We start from the raw sequence: 20,373 nt of genomic DNA, 5'->3' as shown, positions 1-20,373 counted from the left end.
GATGTCTGTTATGTCGCAGTGTGCTTTGCTGGTCTGCCGCGACTGACAACTGTGCCGATTGTGAGGCGACGCATTCTGGTGTGGATGTGACATTGACCGGCAACCGTTTCTGACTTTGATGTTGAGGGCGTCATGAATAACGACAAATTAATCCTGGTGGCGGAGGATGATGTTGAAATCTCCGATATCCTGATGAGTTACATCAAGCGAGCCGGGATGAGAACCGTCCATGCGGCCGACGGTGAGCAAGCCCTCACATTGATCACCCGCCTGCAGCCTGATTTAGTGCTGCTTGATATCCAGTTGCCCCGCGTTGATGGCTGGAATGTCCTTTCAACATTGCGTAAAGAGAGCAATACGCCGGTCATCATGGTCACAGCCCTGGATCAGGATATCGATAAACTCATGGGGCTTCGGCTGGGTGCGGACGATTATATCGTTAAACCGTTTAATCCTTCTGAGGTCGTGGCCCGTATCGAGGCGGTGTTGCGCCGCGCCAACCCTCAGGCGGCACCGCATAACCTGATTAAAACCCGTTTCATGACGCTTTATCCCGATGAGTTTTATGTGGAGATCCACAGCAACGGTCAGACACTGACGCCTGTCCTGACCACGACAGAATTTAAGCTGCTGACGCACATGGCAAAATACCCACGTAGAGTTTTTAGTCGGGAAGAGTTGCTGAACGCCTGCTTACCTGAAAGCGATACGCTGGACAGAACGGTCGACAGCCACATGAGTAAATTACGCAAAAAATTCGAAAACTGTGGCATATCAGGCGTACCGGAAAGTATTCGCGGCATGGGCTATCGGCTGGGTGAACAGAAGTGAATAAAGACAAAGCGCTCAGTCGGCAAATTCTTTTGTTTATGCTGACTCTGGCCTTAGCCATTATTTTTGTTGCGGTGGTGGGCTCTTATCTGTTCTACAGCTTTGTCATTGATCATATCCCTGGTGGCTTATCCGCCAGCAACAGCGAAAATATGACGGTCTTCGACTGGGTCTGGATCGCCATCAGTTCCTCTCTCTGCATCCTGATTGCCTTGCTGTTTGCGTTTAAACTCACCGCGAAAATCCTTCACCCCTTAAGTTCCGTCGCCGCCAGCCTGCGACGTATTTCTCAGGGTGATTTAAGCGCGCGCGCCGCCAGCAGCCAGAGCCGCCTGGGCGAGGTCAATCTGTTAGTCCGGGACTTTAACGACATGGCGGAAAAACTGCAGACCCTGGACAACGAAAGGAAGTCCTGGAACGCGGCCATTGCCCACGAACTTCGCACACCGGTGACTATTCTGCGCGGCAGGTTGCAGGGGCTGGTCGACGGCGTTTTTGAGCCTGAACCCCCCTTATTTATCAGCCTTTTGCGGCAGACTGAGGGATTATCTCGTCTGATCGACGACCTTCGCGTTGTCGGCGCGGCGGAAGGGGGTTCGTTTACGCTGGATATCCAGTCTGTCCCGTTTAGCGATATCCTGGAGAACGTCAGTACTGCGTTTTGCCATCCGTTCCGTGAACGTGGATTCACTCTGGTCATGGAGAAAACGCAGGCGATAACGCACTGTGATCCCCTCAGAATTATTCAGTGCCTGACGATTTTATTTGATAATGCACGCAATTACGCCACGCCAGGCCCGATCGCTGTGCGAAGCGGTGTCCGGGACAGCGCCTACTTTATTGAGGTGGAAGATGCGGGGCCGGGCGTAGCCGAAGAGTTCCAGCGTCATATGTTCGAGCCGTTTCAACGTGGTATCGCAGGCCGTGCGGCCAATCCGACAGGCTGCGGGCTGGGCCTGTCGGTCGCCAAAGCAATTATGCAGGCTCACGGTGGCGATATCGGCTATAAAACGTCTTCTCAGGGCGGGTCGCTGTTTTTATTGCGCTGGCCCGTTGCGCGCCAGGGCAGATCGGCAGGATAAGGTGGGTTGATACGGCTTCTGTTGCCACATCGCGCCGAGTTTAGCGTCCCATTCCAGAGGCATTATTTTGAGCTTGCCGCGCTGAGGCGTTAAGGTGATTTCACTAAAATACAGGCTGTCATCTTTCAGCATTAAATCGACCCGACAGTAGTCGATATCTTTTGCCAGCGCCTGCGCCGCACAGAGTGCGCGATAAAACAACGCGGGCTCGGCTATCGGCGCGGGATGATGAGGATAGGCAATCTGGAAAGGCTGCAGTTCCCACTTTCTGTTGTAGACATTGACATATTCCCTGCCCTGCTCATCCGTAAAATCCGCTTCAATAATGCTGGCATTACCGTTGAAACAATGGATACGCAACATCTCAGGCGTTGTACTTCTTTCACGGCCTGCAAACAATTCAATATATTCTTCACAGAGAATCATCGGCGAGATGTTTTTATATTGCCATTCCCGAGTGGTGTAATACATATTCTTTTTCATCGCTAAATCCAGCTTCAGTAAAGCGGCTTTGATATTGAACGTCGTTTTGTCTTTACAGATTATCGTGCTGCCGCTGTCGTGATTGCATTTCAAAACGAAAGTCGCGGGTAAACGTTTTAACGTAATCTCTTTGGTGCTTTTATACGTGTTAATGAGTGGCACAATCATCACATCATCGGTCCGGCTGGCCACGTAATCGCGCACCGCTAATTTATCCACCAACTGCGTATAATGCGGATTCCTGTCATAAATCAACCGATGACACATTTTTTCATTCAGGGTGACCGGATGAATCAGGTCAGGCTCTCTGCCCAGTAAAATACGCAATCGCTGCGTATGAAAACGTGCATCATTAATAATAAAACACCTTGCAACCTTGAGGCCGTATTCACAGTATTTAGCAATAAACGTAAGGGTATTCATGACATCCTCCACAACGGTGGCAGGATGATAAGCACCCCAGGTTGCCTGAGTTTGTCTGAACTGTGGAGCGCAAATGGAGGCTATCTGTTTCACTCTGCTCTCTCACCCAGGCCCGTTTTAATCGTGCGTTCGGTCAAAGTGCAAAGCGGTTTTTGGGTTTATTCTCTGATATCGATGCCGCTCAATGGTTCGTGATCTTTTTATCACGTGGAAAACGATTAACCCGTTCTTATGCAAGAGCGGCGTCAGTGCCGCCTCAGCAAGGGCTTATCACGCTGTTTTGACTCGGCGTGATTTATCTTTATTGCTGCGCTGATATTTCTTTCCCGGCTAATAACTGAAGTAAATTTTATGCGTTTTTGTTAAATATCAACTCATATAATAATGATTTCTATTTACATTTTTTGTCTGATAAAATTCGCCGCGCCAGAATCGTTACGGCATGCCGTCTCATTTAATGATGGAAAACACCAATGAAAAAAATGCTTAGCCTGTTAAGTTTTATTTTCCTCACGACGAGTTCCGCCTGGGCCACCACCTATCCGCTGACCATCGAAAACTGTGGTCAGAAGGAAACCTTTACTAAAGCGCCAGCGCGCGTCGTAGCACTTGGGCAAAATACGGCGGAAATCATGCTGCTGCTGGGGCTGCAGGATAAAATGGTGGCGAGCGCATTCTGGCCGACCAAAGTGTTACCTGAGCTTGCTGAAAAGAATGCGAAAGTGCCGGTACTGACGGTGGAAATTCCTACGCTGGAATCCATCCTGGCGAAAAACCCCGATTTTGTGGCTGCCCAGATTCAGCTACTGATGGGGCCGAGCAGTAAAGTTGCCAAACGTGAAGACTTTGAGTCCGTTGGCATAAACACCTACCTGTCACCAGGCATGTGTGCCACAAAGCAGAATACCGGCGATATTTATGGCAGCCGTTCGACGCTGTGGAATATGGCCTATGTTTACGAAGAAATCGCCGATTTTGCCAAAATCTTTAACGTTGAAGATCGCGGACAGCAGGTGATCAACGACTTTAAGAAGCGTGAAAGCGCCCTGAGAAAAGCCTTTCCTAAAGGCAAGAAAGACCTGTCTTTCGTGTTTTGGTTCTCCAGCTCCTCCCCCACCGCGGATGCCTACGTGGGCGGTAAAAATGGTGCCTCCGGCTTTATCGCCGATCTGCTGGGCGGCCATAATGCCATTACCACCGAAACCGAGTGGCCCACTGTCAGTTGGGAAAGTATCATTGCCGCCAATCCGGATGTCATCGTGGTCACCAGCCTTGATCGTAATCGCTGGAAGCTGGATAGCGCCGAAGAAAAGATTAAGTTCCTGAAAAGCGATCCGGCCGTGAGCCAGCTCGATGCCGTGAAAAAAGGCCATATTGTCGTGATGGACGGTCAGGCGATGAACCCGACGATTCGTACGATTTATGGTGCAGAACAGGTTGCAGAGCAGTTACGTAAGATGGGCCTGAATTAATGAGTGAAGGGGTTGTTCAGGCACGACGAGTGGGGTTTATCGCCATTGCGATCCTCGCCCTTGTCGTGCTGGTTGTGGTGATTGCACTGGGCGTCAGCGTAGGCGAGTTATCAATACCGCTAAAATCCGTCTTTTATACCGTCACCAATAAACTGGGAATGACGGCGGTGCCCGTTAACCGTATCCATGAAAGCGTGATCTGGGATTTCCGTTTAAGCCGGGCGCTGGTTGCCGCATTCAGTGGGGCAGGTCTGGCGATCTGCGGGGCGGTGTTACAGAGCCTGCTGAAGAATGCACTGGCCGAACCCTACGTGTTAGGGGTTTCGGCTGGCGCATCAACCGGGGCGGTGTTGATTGTGGTCTCGGGCGTCGGCGCGGGGGCCATCTCCCTTTCGCTGGGCGCCTTTACCGGTGCCTTTGCGGCCTTTGCGTTTGTTGCCCTGCTGACCAATGGCGCACGTGGCGGGACGGAGCGCACGATTCTGGCGGGCGTTGCGGCATCGCAACTCTTTAATGCGATAACCGCTTACACCATCAGTACCTCGGCGAATGCGCAGCAGGCGCGCGACGTCATGTTCTGGCTGCTGGGCAGCTTTAGCGGCGTACGCTGGCCGGAGTTTCAGTTGGTGGTCGTGGTCGTGCTGGTCGGTTTAGCGGTCTGTCTTTATTATGCGCGCGCGCTGGATGCCTTCACCTTTGGCGACGATGCCGCGGCTTCGTTAGGTATTCCGGTTGGCGTGGTTCGTCTGGTGCTGTTCACGGCAACCGCCCTGATGACCGCCACGATTGTCAGCATGGCCGGCTCGATTGGCTTTGTCGGGCTGGTGGTGCCGCATGTGATGCGCTTCTTTTTCGGTCCTCTGCACAGCCGCCTGCTGGTGGCCTGTGCTATCGCGGGTGCGATTTTGATGGTGCTGGCGGACATTGCCTCTCGTATGCTGATTGCCCCCCAAAGCCTGCCGGTGGGCGTGGTTACCGCGCTGGTGGGTGTGCCATTCTTTGCCGTTATTATTTATCGCTCCAGGAATCAATAATGAGCATTAGCGCCGAACACCTTACCTGGCAGGTGGGGAAAAAAATCATCGTTAATGACGTTTCCCTGGCGGTATCGCCGGGCGAAACGGTGGGATTACTGGGGCCAAATGGCTCAGGCAAATCCTCCCTGCTTCGTCTTCTGGCTGGCCTGCGTAAGCAACAAAAGGGCAAAGTGCTGCTGGATGGCAAGGACCTGTCGTCCATTGCCCGCAAACAGCTTGCCCGTCGTGTCGCCTTCGTTGAACAACATGCGTTAACCAGTGCCAATATGCGCGTGCGCGATATCGTCAAACTGGGCCGCATTCCGCATCACTCTCCGTTTTCCAGCTGGACCCATCAGGACGATGACATCGTCGATGCCGCACTGAAACGTGTGGATATGGCCTCACGTTGCGATCAGGGCTGGCAGAGCCTGTCTGGCGGAGAACGGCAACGCGTGCATATCGCCCGGGCCCTTGCTCAGTCACCGAATGAAATACTGCTTGATGAGCCCACCAACCATCTGGATATTCACCACCAGATTCAGCTGATGAAGCTGATCAGCGAGCTACCGGTCACCAGCATTGTGGCAATTCACGATCTGAACCATGCCGCGCTGTTTTGCGATCGTCTTATCATTATGCTGCACGGGGGCGTGGTGGCGCAGGGCACGCCGGATGAGATTCTCACGGAGTCACTGCTGTGGGACGTGTTCAGGGTCAAAACACAGATCGAGACGTCCCCGGTACATGGTAAAAAACATATTCATTTCTATGTGTGAATCCCCGCGGCGCGCCGTCAGGACGGCCGGTTACCGGCCATCAGTCTGACGCGCGCGGGGGCGCGTCCGTTGCCGCGTTATGACGGGCTTCTTTCCCTGCGGCACATCCCGCCTGTGCAGTCACGCACGGTTGCCGGTGAGCGTCAGGTCATCGGGAGCACGCATGGGAAACACTAAAGAATAAACCATTTACAGGATTTGGTTCCGGCCTCTCTTTTTAGCAGTCCACTGTTTTCCAGTTTTAACAGCCAGTTTCTTGCAGCGTAAATAGACATATCGCACTCATCGGCGACGTCCCGGGTTAATATGCCTTCCGACTGTTTTTTAATAAGACACATAATGACGTCTTTCATCTGTGGTTTTTTCTCAGTGTCCTGAAGCTGATTCCATTTCGCGTCACATTGAATTTTATAAGCAAGCTCTTTCATGGCCGTTTCCCCGTAAAGTGTTAACACCTCAAAAATTAAATTTTCCGGCTATGTCTGTTATTTCGTTACAGCGCCAGGCTGTAACGAACCCGGGCATGCTGCCGATATGAGGATTTAACAATTACGGGGCTCAAATAGCTACAAACACCTTAGAGTGGTTAATCTTAGAAAGGAAAAACTGTTTTTATAAATTTATATAAAATTAAATTCCACACAAGAGACGCTCGCTGTGCAGGGTAGCCACCAGAAGGAGGCGTAAACCCGCGTACATTCCACAGGGCAAGGACGTGCGAAACGGCGCTACCCGCGCCTGCGGACAACGCCATTAGCGGGTATGACAAACGATAAGAGGTAATACCCGACTGCCTACCAATATCGCATCCTCCATTCCTTTTATTTTCGAAATATAGAGATAGGCAAAGTGGCTGTTTAATATATTTTCCGGTACGTTGTCGCGCAGACCGCGACTCACACTATAGTGGTCGAGCTTATAAAGTGACTGGATATAGGGTGAATACTGAAATTCGACATTACGTCTTAAGATATACGTATTTCCCGCTTGATAGACCGTTCCATCAACGGACACCATACCTTCTCCGGAATGACGCAGCGTCAGCACAAAGCTGGCATCCAGATGATAATTCCGGGTGAGATCGCGCTGTTGAAAATTCGCTGCGCAGGTAAATTCGAACATGGCGCGTTGCGATTTTACAGAGTACAGGCCTCCCGCAATAACCAGGATGGCACAGAGCAAAACCAGACTGAGCGACACGACGGTCTTCTTATTCATTCTCTGCCCGCCATCCGAGTTCAGAATAGTTTGAGCAGTAGGCCTGGCCGCCCGTTACGTGGCGGCAGTAAGCGACGTAGACATTGCCCCAGTGGCCGGCCGTCACGTTTCTGTCCGCGTAAAACAGATATTTGCCGCCCTTCTGACAGGGCATGCCGCTGCTGGCGATGATTTTGCGCCACACGGGTTCCGGCGGGAAAGCCGATTCCCCCGGATGCACCGGCAGATAGAGTACCTCGCAGCCGTTGACGTCTGCCACGCTGACAGGCGCGATCGATTTTTCAGGCCGGAGGGAAGACAGCACCAGCACAGCCATGCCTGCCAGCAGGAGCACCGCAATACCTGCAGCGTAATAACGACGGTCGCGTCGCGGCAGAGCCGCCGTCGGAGAGACCGGATCCGCAGTGGGAGCCGCCAGTTCCGGCTCAAGGTGCGTCGTTTGAATCGCCAGCGTGGGATTGAAAACAAAGCCCACTTTATAAACGGTGGTGATAACGTCCTGGCTGATGCCCAGCGAGGCAAAACCGCGTCGAATAGACGATACATAGGCATTCAGGCTGTTGAACGAAGGCGTTGCGCCCGTTTCCTGCCAGAAATTATCAAGAATATGTTCCCGGGCCAGCACCACGCCGGGGCTTTTCAGAAACATTTCCAGTAAATGATTGCAGGCAGGCGATAAGGGCACGCTGGTTTCACTGGACTCGACCAGGCACAGTCGTCCCTGAGCGGGTGAAAACCGAACCAGACCTTCAATTACATATTCTGTCTGCTGCATTTCAGGCTCCGGCAACACACAGGCAAGGCAGTAAACAACAACGCATGCGGGATAACGATCCTCAATCATCGGGCAAAAAAGTCCGCGCATCATCAGCGCCGGCCGGGTGTGGTATGCATGGCCACTGAGCAAAATCTTCTGACGTGGCGGGCAGTGTGCATTACCGGCCGGGGAAACGGGCGGCGTTCAGATACGTGTCCGTTCGCTGAGCTAACACGCATGATGACGGCAGATCCCTCCAACCCGAATATTGTCAGGTCAGGTTAAATAATTTCGCTGTAATTGTATCAGAGAACGCCACGGCAAGAGCGGGAATGGCAGAAAGGTTCGTCTACGTTATCGACATCACGTTTTTTGCAATGATTTAGCACAAGTTCACGAAGACGGGCCATGCAGATGCGCACAGAGGGAAAACCGGTCAATGCCACCCTCACCTTGTGGCATTGACCGGCGATGTTTTTACGGCTGATGCATTTAATACCAGCGGCCAAAGCGTTTGATGTACGCCATCTTCATTCCCTGCGCCACCAGACAGTAGCTAAACAGGGTGAGCACCAGCCAGGGGAAATAGTGCCAGGGCAGCGGAACTAATCCCACCAGCGTACCCAGCGAAGAGAACGGCAGCAGGATACCCGCCGCACAGATACCCATCGTGGTCAGCAGCACCGGCAGCCGGGCGCAGCTTTGAATAAAGGGAATTTTCTGCGTCCGCAACATATGCACCACCAGCGTTTGAGACAATAACCCTTCCACAAACCAGCCAGACTGGAAAAGCGACTGGGCGCTTTCATGATTTGCCCCGAAGACGTACCACATCAGCGCAAAGGTCGTGACATCGAAAATAGACGATGTTGGCCCCATCCACAGCATAAAGCGCTTGATGTTACCAGCATCCCACTTACGCGGTTTACGTAAAAACTCGCGATCCATCTTGTCCCAGGGCAGAGCCAGTTGAGAGATGTCATACATCAGGTTCTGAATCAGCAACTGGATAGACAGCATGGGCAGAAAAGGAATAAATGCGCTGGCAATCAGTACGGAGAACACGTTGCCGAAATTCGAGCTGGCCGTCATGTTCAGATACTTGATGATATTGCCGAAGGTTTCGCGCCCTTTGAGGACACCTTCGCCCAGCACAGCCAAATCTTTTTCCAGCAAGATAATGTCCGATGACTCTTTGGCAATGTCCGTCGCCGTATCGACAGAGATCCCCACATCAGCCTCGCGCAGCGCAGGCGCATCGTTGATGCCATCGCCGAGGAAACCGACGGTATGACCATTCTGCTGCAGCAGTTTAAGCACGCGTGACTTTTGCTGCGGCGTCAGCCGGGTGAAAATCATGCAGCGCTCCACTTCCGTGCGCAGCACCGCGTCGCTCATGTCATCAATCTCATTGCCGGTCAGCATGGCTTCAGAAGCCAGCCCCACTTCCTGACAGACGCGCAACGTCACCAGCGGATTGTCGCCTGTCAGCACTTTGACCTTCACGCCACTGTCTTTCAGCGCCTGAATCGCTTTGCCCGCGCTCTCCTTAGGCGGATCCAGAAAGGTCAGCATCCCTTCAATGGTCAGCTCGCACTCATCATTGCTGCTGAGTGGCAGCGCTATGCCGTGCTCACGGGTTGCCACCAGGAGGACGCGAAAGCCTTGCTGATTATAATGCTGCGTCAGGTTCAACAGTTCGACGCGTTTCTGTTCGCACAGCGGAATGACCGACTCGCCCTGACGTAGTGTGGTCGCAGCAGCCAGCATTTCCTCGACCGCCCCTTTGCAGATTAACAGTGGACGGTGCGTTTGCAGATCTTCCACCACCACAGAGACACGACGGCGGACGAAGTCAAAAGGCAGCTCATCCACCTTCTGAAACTGGCTGCACTGGGCCGCAGACAGGGTTTGCTCTCCAAATTTCAGTACCGCGCGGTCCATCAAATTTTTTGCCCCGCTCTGGCTGCTGCTGTTGAGCCAGGCCAGCAGCAATACGCGCGCATCCTCTACGCCTTCCCCGTTCAGATGCGCCGACAAAAAAATGTTGTCCTGCGTCAGCGTGCCGGTTTTATCGGTACACAGCACATCCATTGCACCGAGGTTTTGAATCGCGTTCAGCCGTTTAACGATGACTTTGCGCCGTGACATCGCAATCGCGCCTTTGGCCAGATTGGCACTGACGATCATCGGCAGCATTTCGGGGGTCAGACCGACGGCAACCGCCAACGCGAACAAGGTGGCGTCCATCCAGTCGCCTTTAGTAAAGCCGTTGATCAGTAAGACAACCGGCACCATCACCAGCATGAAGCGGATCAGCAGTCTGGACACGCTGTTTACGCCACGGTCAAACGCGGTCTGCGGACGACGACCTGAGAGCGAGGCCGCCAGCGAACCAAACCAGGTTTCACTGCCGGTGGCGACAACCAGTGCGCGAGCCGTGCCGCTGGCGACATTGGTCCCCATCAGACAGCTGTTTCTGAGCTCCAGTACGCTGCGACCGGGCTGCTCTGCGATCTCTTCACCTGCGCTGAGATCGTTTTTCTCAACGGGCAGCGATTCACCGGTCAGGATCGCCTGACTGATAAACAGATCGCGCGAAGCCAGCAAACGCACGTCGGCCGGCACCAGATCGCCCGCACTCAATAAAATCACATCGCCGGGCACCAGTTCACGCATATCGATATCGTGACGGCGGCCAGTCGTGCTGCCTTCTTCACGACGCAGTACAGTAACCTGCGTGCGAACCAGCGACTTTAAAGCCTGCGCGGCGCGGTTGGTACGGAACTCCTGCCAGAAACGCAGCAGTCCACTGAGCGTTACCATGGTAAGTATGATGATCACGCCAGACAGATCGGTGTCCTGACCGGCCCGCATCGGTAGCCAGTAATCGGTTACCCAGCTGACCAGTGCCAGCACCATCAGCACATAGATGAACGGATTGTTAAAGGCCAGGATCAGCTGGACAAACGCGGAAGGCGCTTTTTCATGCACCACTTCATTGCGGCCATAATCACCCAATCGCGCCCGGGCTTCCGTGTGCGTCAGGCCCTCATAGCTGCTGTGGAGGTTGCTCAGCGTGACATCGGTGCGATTGCGTGCTTCGCGTTCAATGGCAAAGGGCGTTTTGGTTTTTTTAAGTGCACGCTGGCGGTTGTGAATCATCGCGGCGTGTTCGAGTTTCATGTCGCTCATGTCGACATCTCCCTGCTTTAAAGCAACAGATATCCTGCATGCGAAATAAAGCATGCCTGTATGTCCGGTTATTTCCGGTAAAGAGGTTCAGTCAGTTTTTAATAAATAAGCGCGCACGTCCGCCGCGCAGAAAAATAAAAACACCGCGCAATACCGGACCTGGGGAAATAAACGCACAAAAAATGACTGTATGAGAAAGGGTGCGCAGCCCGCGGCTACGCCTGTCGAGGCGGAGGAAAAAGTGCCTGAATATACATAAACATAATGCGCTCTCGCAGTGACTACAGCGTGTATTTCAGGGAGAGCAATCGGATCGTACAGAGAAGATTGCTGCCCGCCAGGTGGCAAGCAGCGAAATGCAGTTAGCTTGCCGGAGTAATAACGTATTTAGGGTGACTGTCCAAAGTATGACTCCTGCGACTATTTTCGCTTAGTATAATCCCAGCCCGGTTCGGGTAAAGAAAAATAACGGTTCAATCCCGGTTTCGTTTATTAACCGTTGTGACTTCAGCATGACCGCCTGATCAGCCTTATAACTGTGCTGCATTTGTTATAACTTTTTTGCATATCATTAGCCCATAATCGACTATTCTTTGCATGAGCCCTTTCGTACACTCGCGTTACTTTCTCAGGCAAGGATTTTCCATGAAAAAAATAATTCCATCATTACTGGCCTTGTCACTGGCCACCGCATTCAGCGTTAACGCCGCCACACCAAAAGATACCCTGGTCGTCGTACAGTCAACAGACGATGCAGACAGCTTTGATCCGGCGAAAGGGTTTGAACTGACCAGCGTGCAAGCATTTACCAACATTTATCAGCGCCTGGTGCAGTCGGATCCACAAAACCCCACAGATTTAAAACCGACCCTGGCGACATCCTGGCAGCCAGGTAGCGATAACCGCAGCCTGACGTTTGCATTGCGTAAAGACGCCAAATTCGCCAGCGGCAATCCCCTGCGCCCGGAAGATGTGATCTTCTCGCTGGGGCGCGTGGTGAAACTGAATCTGGATCCTTCCTTTATTCTGACCCAGCTCGGCTGGAACAAAGATAATGTGGATGGCTTCCTGAAAAAGGTTGATGACAACCATGTGCAGATTAGCTGGACGGCGAACGTCAGCCCGGCTTACGTTCTTAGCCTGCTGTCCGCACCGGTTTCCTCCATCGTCGATGAAAAAACTGTCAGCGCGCACGCCGAAAAAGGCGATTTCGGTAACGGCTGGCTGGCCACCAACTCTGCCGGTAGCGGCCCTTACCAGATTCGTAAAGTGGTGATGCATCAGGCCGTCATCCTGACCGCCAACCCGACGTCACCGGCCGGCGCGCCGAAGATTAAAAATATTCTGATCAAAAATGTGCCGGAACCGGCGGCCCGCCGGTTGCTGCTTGAGCAAGGCGACGCTGACATCGCCCGTAACCTGGGGGCAGACCAGATTGCCTCGCTGCAGGGCAAAAGCGGTGTGAAAACCGACGCGATTCCGATGGCCTCGCTGTATTACATCCAGTTCAACATCGGCAACAAAAACAACCCGGCGTTAAAAAACCCGGCCTTCTGGGAAGCAGCACGCTACCTGTTCGACTATAAAGGCATTGCCGGACAGCTGCTGAAAGGGCAGTTCGATGTGCACCAGACGTTTCTGCCGAAAGGTTTTCTGGGTGCCTTAAACGACAACCCGTACAGTTACGATCCGGAAAAAGCGAAAGCGATCCTGAAAAAAGCCGGCCTGACGAATGTCAGCTTTACCCTGTCCACCAGCAATCAGCCCCCGTATCTGGATATTGCCCAGGCCCTGCAGGGCAGCTTTGCTAAAGGCGGCGTAAAAGTGGAAGTGTTGCCGGGACTGAGCTCTGAAGTTTCTACCCGCGTTAAAGCGCATAACTACGAAGGCACGATCAACGCCTGGGGCGCAGACTACTTTGATCCGAATACCAACGCCTCGTCGTTCGCCTACAACCCGGAAGATGGCAGCAAGACGATTGCTTACCGTTCTGACTGGCATATTCCAGAGCTGAATAAGCAGGTGCTGGCTGCAACCGCGGAAAGCGATCCGAAAAAACGCGTTGAACTTTACCAGGCGATGCAACGTGAAGTGCTGAAAAGCTCGCCTTATGTTATTGGACTGCAGGCGAAAAACCTTATCGCCCTGCGCGATAACCTTAAAGGCTACGTTCAGGGCATTAACCCGGACATGGTTTACTATTCGCAGGTTACTAAGTAATGGCACACTCTGCCTCTTCTGCCGGGTCCGCCCGGCATTTTTGGCGGCGCGCTGGCCGCCTTTCATCAGGCTTACTGTCACTGGTAATCACTCTGTCAGGATTGCTGGCGTTTACCTTTATGCTGTCGCATCTCTCGCCGATCGATCCGGTACAGCAAATCGCGGGCGATCATGCCAGTGAAGCGACCTATGCGCAGGTTCGTCACGATCTCGGGCTGGATCAACCGGTACTGATGCAGTTCTGGCACTACATTGCGCATCTGATGCGCGGCGACCTCGGCGTTTCGCGTCTGACGAATCAGCCCGTCAGCAGCGACCTGTTGCAGACGTTTCCGGCCACCATTGAGCTGGCCACCTGCGCAATGATTTTTGCCGTGATCTTTGGCGTTTCACTGGCGTTGCTGGCCGCCTGGAAACCCGGCAGCGTGATCGATAACGTGGCACGCTTTATCTCTCTGTTGGGTTACTCCGTGCCGGTCTTCTGGCTGGGCCTGCTGGGCTTATTGCTGTTTTATGCGGTGCTGCACTGGTCTGCCGGACCGGGACGGCTGGATGATATCTGGGCCTATACGCTGGAGCCGAAAACCGGCTTTGTGCTGATTGACAGCTGGCTGTCGGGCGACCGGGAAATTTTCTGGAATGCGGTGGCCCATCTCTGGTTGCCGGTGGTGATTTTGGGCCTGCTGGCGATGGCGGGCATTACCCGTTTGCTGCGCGCGGCGCTGCTGGAAGAGAGCAGTAAAGAGTACGTGGTGCTGGCGCGGGCAAAAGGCGCGGGCCGGGTGCGGATTCTGCTGCGCCATATCTTCCCGAACGTGCTGGGTACGCTCATTACCGTGATTGCGCTGTCCTACGCCACGCTGCTGGAAGGCTCGGTGCTGACAGAAACCGTGTTTGCCTGGCCTGGCGTAGGGCGCTATATGACCAATGCGCTCTTCTCTGGCGATGTGCCAGCCATTCTGGGGGCCACTCTGTTGATTGGAAGCTGTTTTATTCTGATCAATGCGCTGGCGGACGCCCTCACCTGGTTAACCGATCCGAGAACACGATGACGCAACAACTTACTGAACTTGAAACGGTGCGACCACGACGCAGCCGCCGACGCATCACCTCGTTAACCATCGGGTTAACGCTGGTGGCGATTGTCATTCTGATGGCAGTGCTGGCACCGCTCATCGCGCCTTACGATCCCAATCTGCAAACCATCTCCAGCCGCCTGCTGCCGCCTTCGGCTGCACACTGGTTTGGCACCGATGGCTTTGGCCGCGACCTGCTCTCACGGGTGATCTATGGCGCACGTCCGACGCTGCTGCTGGTATCACTGATTCTGATCCTCACTATCCCGGTGGGCCTGCTGGTGGGCATTACCGCCGGCTATACGGGCGGCTGGACCGAGCGCGTCTTAATGCGCATCACTGATATTTTTCTTTCACTGCCAAACCTGGTGATTGCCCTGGCGCTGGTTTCCATTATGGGACCGGGCCTGATGAACGGTGCGCTGGCGCTGGCGCTGACCAGTTGGCCGCCGTTTGCCCGTCAGGCGCGCGCCGAAACCCTGGCGCTGCGGCGCAGTGACTATCTGGCCGCCGCCCGTATGCAAGGCATTACCGGCTTTCGCCTGATGTTCGGCCATATTCTGCCGCTGTGCCTGCCCACCGCCGTGGTGCGCGCGGCGCTGAGCCTGGGCGGGATTATCCTGGCCGCTGCCGGACTGGGCTTTCTGGGCATGGGCGTGCAACCGCCTACCGCCGAGTGGGGCTCAATGGTTGCGGAAGGCAGTAAGGTGATCTTTGACCAGTGGTGGGTGGCGGCGGCTCCCGGCGCGGCCATTCTGTTTGCCAGCCTGGCGTTTAACCTGACAGGCGATGGCCTGCGTGACCGACTGGATACCCGACATGCAAAATAACATTCTTGTGGAGTCACTCAGCATCCGCAGCGAGGCGGCGACGCTGGTCGACAATATCAGTTTCTCCATCGGGCGGGAGCGGGTGGCGCTGGTTGGTGAATCCGGTTCGGGTAAATCGCTGACCGCCCGGACGTTAATGGGCTTACTGTCCCCTGCCCTGCATCTGCAGGCCAGCCAGCTTCAGGTCGCGGGTGAAAATGCCCTGGCCCTGAACGAGCGCGGCTGGAGTAAGCTGCGGGGCGAGCGCGTGGCCATGGTCATGCAGGACCCCAAATATGCGCTGAATCCGTCACGGACGATCGGCTGGCAGGTGGAAGAGCCGCTGATTCTGCACCGTCGCCTGAGCCGCGCAGCGCGCAAAGAAAAGGTGTGCGACATGCTGGATGCCGTCGGCCTGCCTAATCCGCGCCAGTTGATGCAGGTTTATCCGCATCAGCTGTCCGGCGGGATGGGACAACGCGTGATGCTGGCCATCGCCCTGATTACCGATCCGGCCTTTTTGATTGCCGACGAGCCGACATCCGCACTGGATCACGCCATGCGCGATCAGGTGCTGTCGCTGATTCGTGAGCTGGTGGAGTCCCGCAACATGGGCCTGCTGCTAATTAGCCATGATCTGCAACAGGTCTCAGAGCACTGCGAGCGCGTGATGGTAATGTACAAAGGTCGCGTGCTGGATACGCTGCCTGCGGCGGATTTGCCGCGCGCAACCCATCCCTACACTCGCACGCTGTGGTCCTGCCGCCCCAGTAAAGCCACGCACGGACAACCACTACCGGTGCTGGACCGCGCAGCGCTGGAGGCTCACTATGATTAATCTGCAACACCTGAGCGTGTCACACAAACAGGGTTACGATCTGCGTACCGTCGTACACGACGTTAACCTGCAGGTTAACGCGGGCGAGTGTTTTGGTCTGGTCGGCCCGTCTGGCTGCGGCAAGTCATCGCTGCTGTGGGTGATGGCCGGACTGAACCCGCACTGGCAGGGGGATATGCAACTGGCAGGGCACAAAGTCCTGCCGGGCAAAAGCTTTACCGGCGCGCTGCGTCAGGAGGTGCAGATGGTGTTTCAGGATCCCTATGCCTCCCTGCATCCCCGCCATCGCCTGCGCCGTACGCTGTCCGAGCCGCTCAACCTGCTGAAACGGGACAACATCGACGATCGTATTCATGAGGGATTTCGCCATGTGGGGCTGGATCCGTCGCTGGCCGATCGCTATCCTCATCAGTTGTCCGGCGGTCAGCGCCAGCGTGTGGCTATCGTGCGCGCCCTGTTGCTTCAGCCCAAAATACTGCTGCTGGATGAGCCAACATCGGCACTGGATATGTCAATCCAGGCTGAGATTCTCAATCTGCTTAACGATCTTAAGCGTCAGGATGGTCTGACGATGGTGCTGGTCAGCCACGATCCCGATGTGATTGATCACATGTGTGACCGTGCCGTCCGGATGGCGCAGGGACGGATCGTTGAGCAGATTGCCGCCTCAGCCTGATGCAAGGAAAAACCATGAGCATCCGACTTCGCCCACTGGAACGAGAAGATCTTCACTTTGTGCATCAGCTGGATAACAACGCCAGCGTCATGCGCTACTGGTTCGAAGAGCCGTATGAAGCCTTCGTGGAATTGTCCGATCTGTACGATAAGCACATTCACGATCAGACCGAACGGCGCTTCGTGGTTGAGCATGAGGGGCAAAAAGCGGGGCTGGTGGAGTTAGTGGAGATTAACCATGTTCACCGCCGCGCTGAATTTCAGATCATCATTGATCCGGCGCATCAGGGCAAAGGTCTGGCCACCCAGGCGGCGAAGCTGGCGATGGATTACGGTTTTTCCGTGCTGAATCTGTATAAGCTCTACCTGATCGTCGATCAGGAAAATGAGAAAGCCATCCACATCTACAGCAAACTGTGCTTTGAGATTGAAGGCGTGCTTAAACACGAATTCTTTATCAATGGCGAATACCGCAACACCATTCGTATGTGCATTTTCCAGCATCAGTATCTGGAACGCCATAAAGCACCGGGCGGTATGGTAAAACCTACCGCCCAGTAATCAGCCGCGTGCGCCGACCGGGTTCATGTAAGGCTTTGGATGCTCGGGCTCCAGGTTATACATGCCCCCGTAGAACGGATCGACCAGCAGCCAGCCGGGGAAGCCCAGCAGTGGAATATTCCCCAGCAGGTACCACAGGTTGGCACGGGCTTCGATCGGCACCGTGACGGGCACATAGCCCGGACTTTCCAGCATCAGCAAATAGTGCTTTTTACCAAAATAGCGATGGGTGGATTTTTCCAGGATGACGGTTTTTGGCGTATAGCCTTCCGCAACCGGACGACCAGTTTCATCCTGTACGGTAAAACGCGCGCCGGGCGGCTGCGAATCGATCAGAACCGATTGGGTTTCGTTGCCAACAATGGTGGCGCAACCGCTCAGTAGCATCGCGGCAGCGAGAGCCAGAATGTGCTGTTTCATGGCAGGATCCGATAAAAGTCAGGAAGCACAGTGTAAACCGCCCTTCCCACCTTTTCATCCTTCTCAATCGGGCTATCATCGCCCGATTCTGCTGCTTTATTGCGGTTGACAATGGCGGGCAATCGCCGCGATGTCACGGGGTGAGGTGCGGCAGCAGCCGCCAATCAGTCGGGCGCCGGCCTGCTGCCATTCGGCAAATTTGTCATGCAGCGTGCAACCTGAGGGCGCGGAGTGCCAGCTTTTGCTGTTGGCATCGTACTGCTCACCCGAATTGGGATACACCACCAGGGGCTTCTCTGTCAGGCGCTGAAGCTGCTGCAGAGCGGGTGTGACACTTTCCAGCGCGATGCAGTTGATCCCCACGGCAATAACCTGCGGCTGCGCATTCAGGTAGGCCGCAACGTCACGCAGCGGCGTGCCATCGCTGAGGTGTTCCGCATCACGCAGCGTAAAGGAGAACCAGGCACAGCTGTCAGGGAATTCGCGCAGCAGGTTGACCAGCGTCTGCGCTTCGGCAAACGAAGGCAGGGTTTCACAGGCCAGCACATCCACGCCCGCTGCCAGCAAGACAGCTATCCGGGGGCGATGAAACGCCATCATCTCGGCTTCGGGCAACGTATAGTCGCCGCGATATTCCGACCCGTCCGCCAGAAACGCGCCATAAGGGCCCACCGAGCCTGCTACCAGCAATATCCTGTCGTCTGTCTGCGTCGCCAGGTAATCTGCGCGGGCACGTTGAGCCAGTTCGACGCTTTGTGCGATCAGCGCCAGCGACTGCTGTTCGTTCAAACCGCGTGCCGCAAAGCCTTGTGGCGTCGCCTGATAGCTGGCGGTAATCGCGCAGCGCGCGCCAGCAGCAAAATAGTCATAGTGCACCTGGTAAATCAGCTCAGGATTTTCCATCAGCACTTTCGCGGACCACAACGCATCCGTCAGATCGCAGCCCCGGGCTTCCAGCTCAGTCGCCAGCGCCCCATCCAGAATCAACGGAGCAGTCTGCTGCAGTGCGTGTGATACAGGATTACGCGACATCTCTGGCCTCCTTAGCCTGTGATTTTTTGTGGGTCACATGGTAAGCGCCATAGCAAAACAGCACAAACGGAATTCCGCACCACAGGGCAATGCGCTGTGAGGGATCAAACGCCAGCCCGGCACAGGCCAGCAGGCAGAGTAAAAAGCCCAGAATCGGCGTAAACGGATAGAGTGGCGCGCGGTAAATCAGGTCCGCTGGCGCTTTGCCCTGCTGCACATGGCGGCGACGGAAAACATAGTGCGATGCACAGATGCTGAGCCACACCGCCACGACGGCAAAGCCAGAGATAGCAGACAGCGCCACAAATACGGTGTCCGGCGCGACCACACTGGAAAACAGCGCCAGCAGCCCGCCAATCATGCTGACGGTGATAGCCAGCAGCGGTACGCCACGTTTATTTACCCGGGCGAAGGCGCGCGGCAAGGTGTTTTCATTGGCCAGCGACCACAGCATCCGGCCCGAAGCATACAGGCCCGAGTTCGCCGCTGACAGGATGGCCGTGAGAATAACAAAGTTGATGATATCCGCCGCCCATGGAATACCGATTTTCTCAAACACCAGCACAAACGGGCTTTTGACGATACCGGCCTGATCCATCGGGATCAGCGCCGCCAGCACGAAGACGGTGCCGACAAAGAACAGGATGAGACGAGCAACGGTGGTACGAATAGCCAGCGGCACGACTTTTTGCGGGTTTTCGGTTTCACCGGCGGCAATACCGATTAACTCAGTGCCGGAAAAGGCAAAGTTCACCGCCACCATGGTCATGATGATCGGCAACACACCGTTAGGCAACCAGCCGTGCGCGGTAAGATTGCTCAGTCCGGGTGCTGGCGTACCGTCCTTCATGGGAATAAACCCGAACATGGCTGCGCCGCCCAGGACGATAAAGGCGACAATGGTGATGACCTTGATGATGGAAAACCAGAATTCCCCTTCCGCAAAGAAGCGGGTAGAAATCACGTTCAGCAGATAGATGGCAATACAGAAAACCAGGCACCAGATCCAGACCGGCACATGCGGAAACCAGTACTGCATACAGAACCCTGCCGCCGTCAGGCTGGATCCCAGCGCGACGGTCCAGGTCAGCCAGTAGAGCCAGGCCACGGTATAGCCGGTTGCCGGACTCAGATAGCGGGCCGCATAGACGTGGAATGCGCCGGTTTCGGGCATCGCCACGGACAGCTCACCCAGGCAGGCCATGACCAGCCAGACCACCAGCGCGCCAATCAGATAAGCCAGCAGCGTACCGGCGGCCCCTGTCGTGGAAATGATGTAGCCGGTGTTAAAAAACAGGCCCGTACCGATCACGCCGCCCAGCGATAACATCACCAGGTGGCGTACTTTCATGGTTCGCTTGAACTGACCCTGCGAAGACGTATTCTGCTCGCTCATAAACCTCATCCGTATGGACGTCTAAACATCTATATGCAGCAGATTTATACGCGTCGTCGCGCCGAAATGCAACGGGCGAAGCGGTAAGGT

The 20,373-nt window shown here is 54.8% G+C and carries 19 protein-coding genes; 11 read left to right on the top strand and 8 right to left on the bottom strand.

The window, feature by feature from the left end; all coding sequences use genetic code 11:
* The first annotated feature begins 132 nt into the window (after positions 1-132).
* Entirely contained in the window at positions 133-831 is a 699-nt protein-coding gene (locus GC090_RS05085) for a response regulator (protein WP_033739419.1), read from the top strand.
* Positions 828-1,913 (top strand): ATP-binding protein, encoded by a 1,086-nt coding sequence (locus GC090_RS05080; RefSeq protein WP_324020998.1) that lies wholly within the window; start codon positions 828-830, stop codon positions 1,911-1,913. Before GC090_RS05085 ends, GC090_RS05080 begins: the two co-directional genes overlap by 4 nt.
* On the opposite strand, the gene GC090_RS05075 is transcribed toward GC090_RS05080, so the two are convergent.
* Entirely contained in the window at positions 1,869-2,819 is a 951-nt protein-coding gene (locus GC090_RS05075; RefSeq protein WP_110268884.1) for an ATP-grasp fold amidoligase family protein, read from the bottom strand. The genes GC090_RS05080 and GC090_RS05075 overlap by 45 nt on opposite strands.
* 473 nt (positions 2,820-3,292) lie before the next feature.
* Between GC090_RS05075 and GC090_RS05070 the strand changes: the two genes are divergently transcribed.
* The 3 genes from GC090_RS05070 to GC090_RS05060 are packed head-to-tail and all read left to right on the top strand — an operon-like array spanning position 3,293 to position 6,086.
* The gene (locus tag GC090_RS05070; protein WP_006120487.1) at positions 3,293-4,291 is read left to right on the top strand and encodes a siderophore ABC transporter substrate-binding protein EitA; all 999 of its coding nucleotides are present in this window, start codon (positions 3,293-3,295) and stop codon (positions 4,289-4,291) included.
* Positions 4,291-5,325 (top strand): FecCD family ABC transporter permease, encoded by a 1,035-nt coding sequence (locus tag GC090_RS05065; RefSeq protein WP_033739425.1) that lies wholly within the window; start codon positions 4,291-4,293, stop codon positions 5,323-5,325. The genes GC090_RS05070 and GC090_RS05065 overlap by 1 nt, the downstream gene beginning before the upstream one ends.
* On the top strand, positions 5,325-6,086 hold the full coding sequence (locus GC090_RS05060; RefSeq protein WP_006120484.1) for a siderophore ABC transporter ATP-binding protein EitC: 762 nt from the start codon (positions 5,325-5,327) through the stop codon (positions 6,084-6,086). Before GC090_RS05065 ends, GC090_RS05060 begins: the two co-directional genes overlap by 1 nt.
* A gap of 173 nt (positions 6,087-6,259) precedes the next feature.
* On the opposite strand, the gene GC090_RS05055 is transcribed toward GC090_RS05060, so the two are convergent.
* The 4 genes from GC090_RS05055 to mgtA all read right to left on the bottom strand — a co-directional run bounded on the left by GC090_RS05055 (position 6,260) and on the right by mgtA (position 11,256).
* Positions 6,260-6,514 carry a FaeA/PapI family transcriptional regulator gene (locus GC090_RS05055; protein ID WP_006120482.1) on the bottom strand — a complete coding sequence of 85 codons (255 nt, stop codon included), beginning with the start codon at positions 6,512-6,514 and terminating at the stop codon, positions 6,260-6,262.
* A gap of 325 nt (positions 6,515-6,839) precedes the next feature.
* Entirely contained in the window at positions 6,840-7,304 is a 465-nt protein-coding gene (locus GC090_RS05050) for a hypothetical protein (protein ID WP_324020996.1), read from the bottom strand.
* Entirely contained in the window at positions 7,297-8,079 is a 783-nt protein-coding gene (locus GC090_RS05045) for a winged helix-turn-helix domain-containing protein (protein WP_283785978.1), read from the bottom strand. Before GC090_RS05045 ends, GC090_RS05050 begins: the two co-directional genes overlap by 8 nt.
* Positions 8,080-8,553: 474 nt before the next feature.
* On the bottom strand, positions 8,554-11,256 hold the full coding sequence (gene mgtA / locus GC090_RS05040; protein WP_324020994.1) for a magnesium-translocating P-type ATPase: 2,703 nt from the start codon (positions 11,254-11,256) through the stop codon (positions 8,554-8,556).
* A gap of 645 nt (positions 11,257-11,901) precedes the next feature.
* Between mgtA and GC090_RS05035 the strand changes: the two genes are divergently transcribed.
* From GC090_RS05035 to speG, 6 genes are read left to right on the top strand one after another with little or no spacing between them, the layout of a single operon-like run.
* Positions 11,902-13,476, top strand: coding sequence for an ABC transporter substrate-binding protein (locus tag GC090_RS05035; protein ID WP_033739429.1), 1,575 nt, complete (start codon positions 11,902-11,904; stop codon positions 13,474-13,476).
* The gene (locus tag GC090_RS05030; protein WP_039340107.1) at positions 13,476-14,528 is read left to right on the top strand and encodes an ABC transporter permease; all 1,053 of its coding nucleotides are present in this window, start codon (positions 13,476-13,478) and stop codon (positions 14,526-14,528) included. The genes GC090_RS05035 and GC090_RS05030 overlap by 1 nt, the downstream gene beginning before the upstream one ends.
* The gene (locus tag GC090_RS05025; protein ID WP_054633264.1) at positions 14,525-15,382 is read left to right on the top strand and encodes an ABC transporter permease; all 858 of its coding nucleotides are present in this window, start codon (positions 14,525-14,527) and stop codon (positions 15,380-15,382) included. The genes GC090_RS05030 and GC090_RS05025 overlap by 4 nt, the downstream gene beginning before the upstream one ends.
* Positions 15,372-16,199 carry an ABC transporter ATP-binding protein gene (locus tag GC090_RS05020; RefSeq protein WP_324020992.1) on the top strand — a complete coding sequence of 276 codons (828 nt, stop codon included), beginning with the start codon at positions 15,372-15,374 and terminating at the stop codon, positions 16,197-16,199. The genes GC090_RS05025 and GC090_RS05020 overlap by 11 nt, the downstream gene beginning before the upstream one ends.
* Positions 16,192-16,875, top strand: coding sequence for an ABC transporter ATP-binding protein (locus GC090_RS05015; protein ID WP_054633263.1), 684 nt, complete (start codon positions 16,192-16,194; stop codon positions 16,873-16,875). Before GC090_RS05020 ends, GC090_RS05015 begins: the two co-directional genes overlap by 8 nt.
* A gap of 14 nt (positions 16,876-16,889) precedes the next feature.
* Complete coding sequence (gene speG, locus GC090_RS05010; protein ID WP_324020991.1) at positions 16,890-17,435, top strand: spermidine N1-acetyltransferase; 546 nt, start codon at positions 16,890-16,892, stop codon at positions 17,433-17,435.
* On the opposite strand, the gene GC090_RS05005 is transcribed toward speG, so the two are convergent.
* From GC090_RS05005 to mmuP, 3 genes are all read right to left on the bottom strand, one after another.
* Positions 17,436-17,855, bottom strand: a complete 420-nt coding sequence (locus GC090_RS05005; protein ID WP_006120675.1) for a hypothetical protein — start codon at positions 17,853-17,855, stop codon at positions 17,436-17,438. It lies immediately after the preceding gene.
* A 96-nt stretch (positions 17,856-17,951) separates the two neighbouring features.
* Positions 17,952-18,887 (bottom strand): homocysteine S-methyltransferase, encoded by a 936-nt coding sequence (gene mmuM / locus GC090_RS05000; protein WP_324020990.1) that lies wholly within the window; start codon positions 18,885-18,887, stop codon positions 17,952-17,954.
* On the bottom strand, positions 18,877-20,283 hold the full coding sequence (gene mmuP / locus GC090_RS04995; protein WP_006120677.1) for an S-methylmethionine permease: 1,407 nt from the start codon (positions 20,281-20,283) through the stop codon (positions 18,877-18,879). Before mmuP ends, mmuM begins: the two co-directional genes overlap by 11 nt.
* Positions 20,284-20,373: the final 90 nt, after the last annotated feature.

This window comes from Pantoea sp. JZ29 (assembly GCF_035190385.1).
Classification (GTDB): domain Bacteria; phylum Pseudomonadota; class Gammaproteobacteria; order Enterobacterales; family Enterobacteriaceae; genus Pantoea; species Pantoea stewartii.
Note: the sequence above shows the minus strand (reverse complement) of the source record. Positions and strands in the feature narration are given on the sequence as shown.

Excerpts from the sequence above, each read along its gene's own strand:
- GC090_RS05085 (WP_033739419.1), top strand. The coding sequence starts at position 133 with ATGAATAACGACAAATTAATCCTGGTGGCGGAGGATGATGTTGAAATC.
- GC090_RS05075 (WP_110268884.1), bottom strand. The coding sequence starts at position 2,819 with ATGAATACCCTTACGTTTATTGCTAAATACTGTGAATACGGCCTCAAG.
- GC090_RS05070 (WP_006120487.1), top strand. The coding sequence starts at position 3,293 with ATGAAAAAAATGCTTAGCCTGTTAAGTTTTATTTTCCTCACGACGAGT.
- GC090_RS05065 (WP_033739425.1), top strand. The coding sequence starts at position 4,291 with ATGAGTGAAGGGGTTGTTCAGGCACGACGAGTGGGGTTTATCGCCATT.
- GC090_RS05060 (WP_006120484.1), top strand. The coding sequence starts at position 5,325 with ATGAGCATTAGCGCCGAACACCTTACCTGGCAGGTGGGGAAAAAAATC.
- GC090_RS05055 (WP_006120482.1), bottom strand. The coding sequence starts at position 6,514 with ATGAAAGAGCTTGCTTATAAAATTCAATGTGACGCGAAATGGAATCAG.
- GC090_RS05050 (WP_324020996.1), bottom strand. The coding sequence starts at position 7,304 with ATGAATAAGAAGACCGTCGTGTCGCTCAGTCTGGTTTTGCTCTGTGCC.
- GC090_RS05045 (WP_283785978.1), bottom strand. The coding sequence starts at position 8,079 with ATGCAGCAGACAGAATATGTAATTGAAGGTCTGGTTCGGTTTTCACCC.
- mgtA (WP_324020994.1), bottom strand. The coding sequence starts at position 11,256 with ATGAGCGACATGAAACTCGAACACGCCGCGATGATTCACAACCGCCAG.
- GC090_RS05035 (WP_033739429.1), top strand. The coding sequence starts at position 11,902 with ATGAAAAAAATAATTCCATCATTACTGGCCTTGTCACTGGCCACCGCA.
- GC090_RS05030 (WP_039340107.1), top strand. The coding sequence starts at position 13,476 with ATGGCACACTCTGCCTCTTCTGCCGGGTCCGCCCGGCATTTTTGGCGG.
- GC090_RS05025 (WP_054633264.1), top strand. The coding sequence starts at position 14,525 with ATGACGCAACAACTTACTGAACTTGAAACGGTGCGACCACGACGCAGC.
- GC090_RS05020 (WP_324020992.1), top strand. The coding sequence starts at position 15,372 with ATGCAAAATAACATTCTTGTGGAGTCACTCAGCATCCGCAGCGAGGCG.
- GC090_RS05015 (WP_054633263.1), top strand. The coding sequence starts at position 16,192 with ATGATTAATCTGCAACACCTGAGCGTGTCACACAAACAGGGTTACGAT.
- speG (WP_324020991.1), top strand. The coding sequence starts at position 16,890 with ATGAGCATCCGACTTCGCCCACTGGAACGAGAAGATCTTCACTTTGTG.
- GC090_RS05005 (WP_006120675.1), bottom strand. The coding sequence starts at position 17,855 with ATGAAACAGCACATTCTGGCTCTCGCTGCCGCGATGCTACTGAGCGGT.
- mmuM (WP_324020990.1), bottom strand. The coding sequence starts at position 18,887 with ATGTCGCGTAATCCTGTATCACACGCACTGCAGCAGACTGCTCCGTTG.
- mmuP (WP_006120677.1), bottom strand. The coding sequence starts at position 20,283 with ATGAGCGAGCAGAATACGTCTTCGCAGGGTCAGTTCAAGCGAACCATG.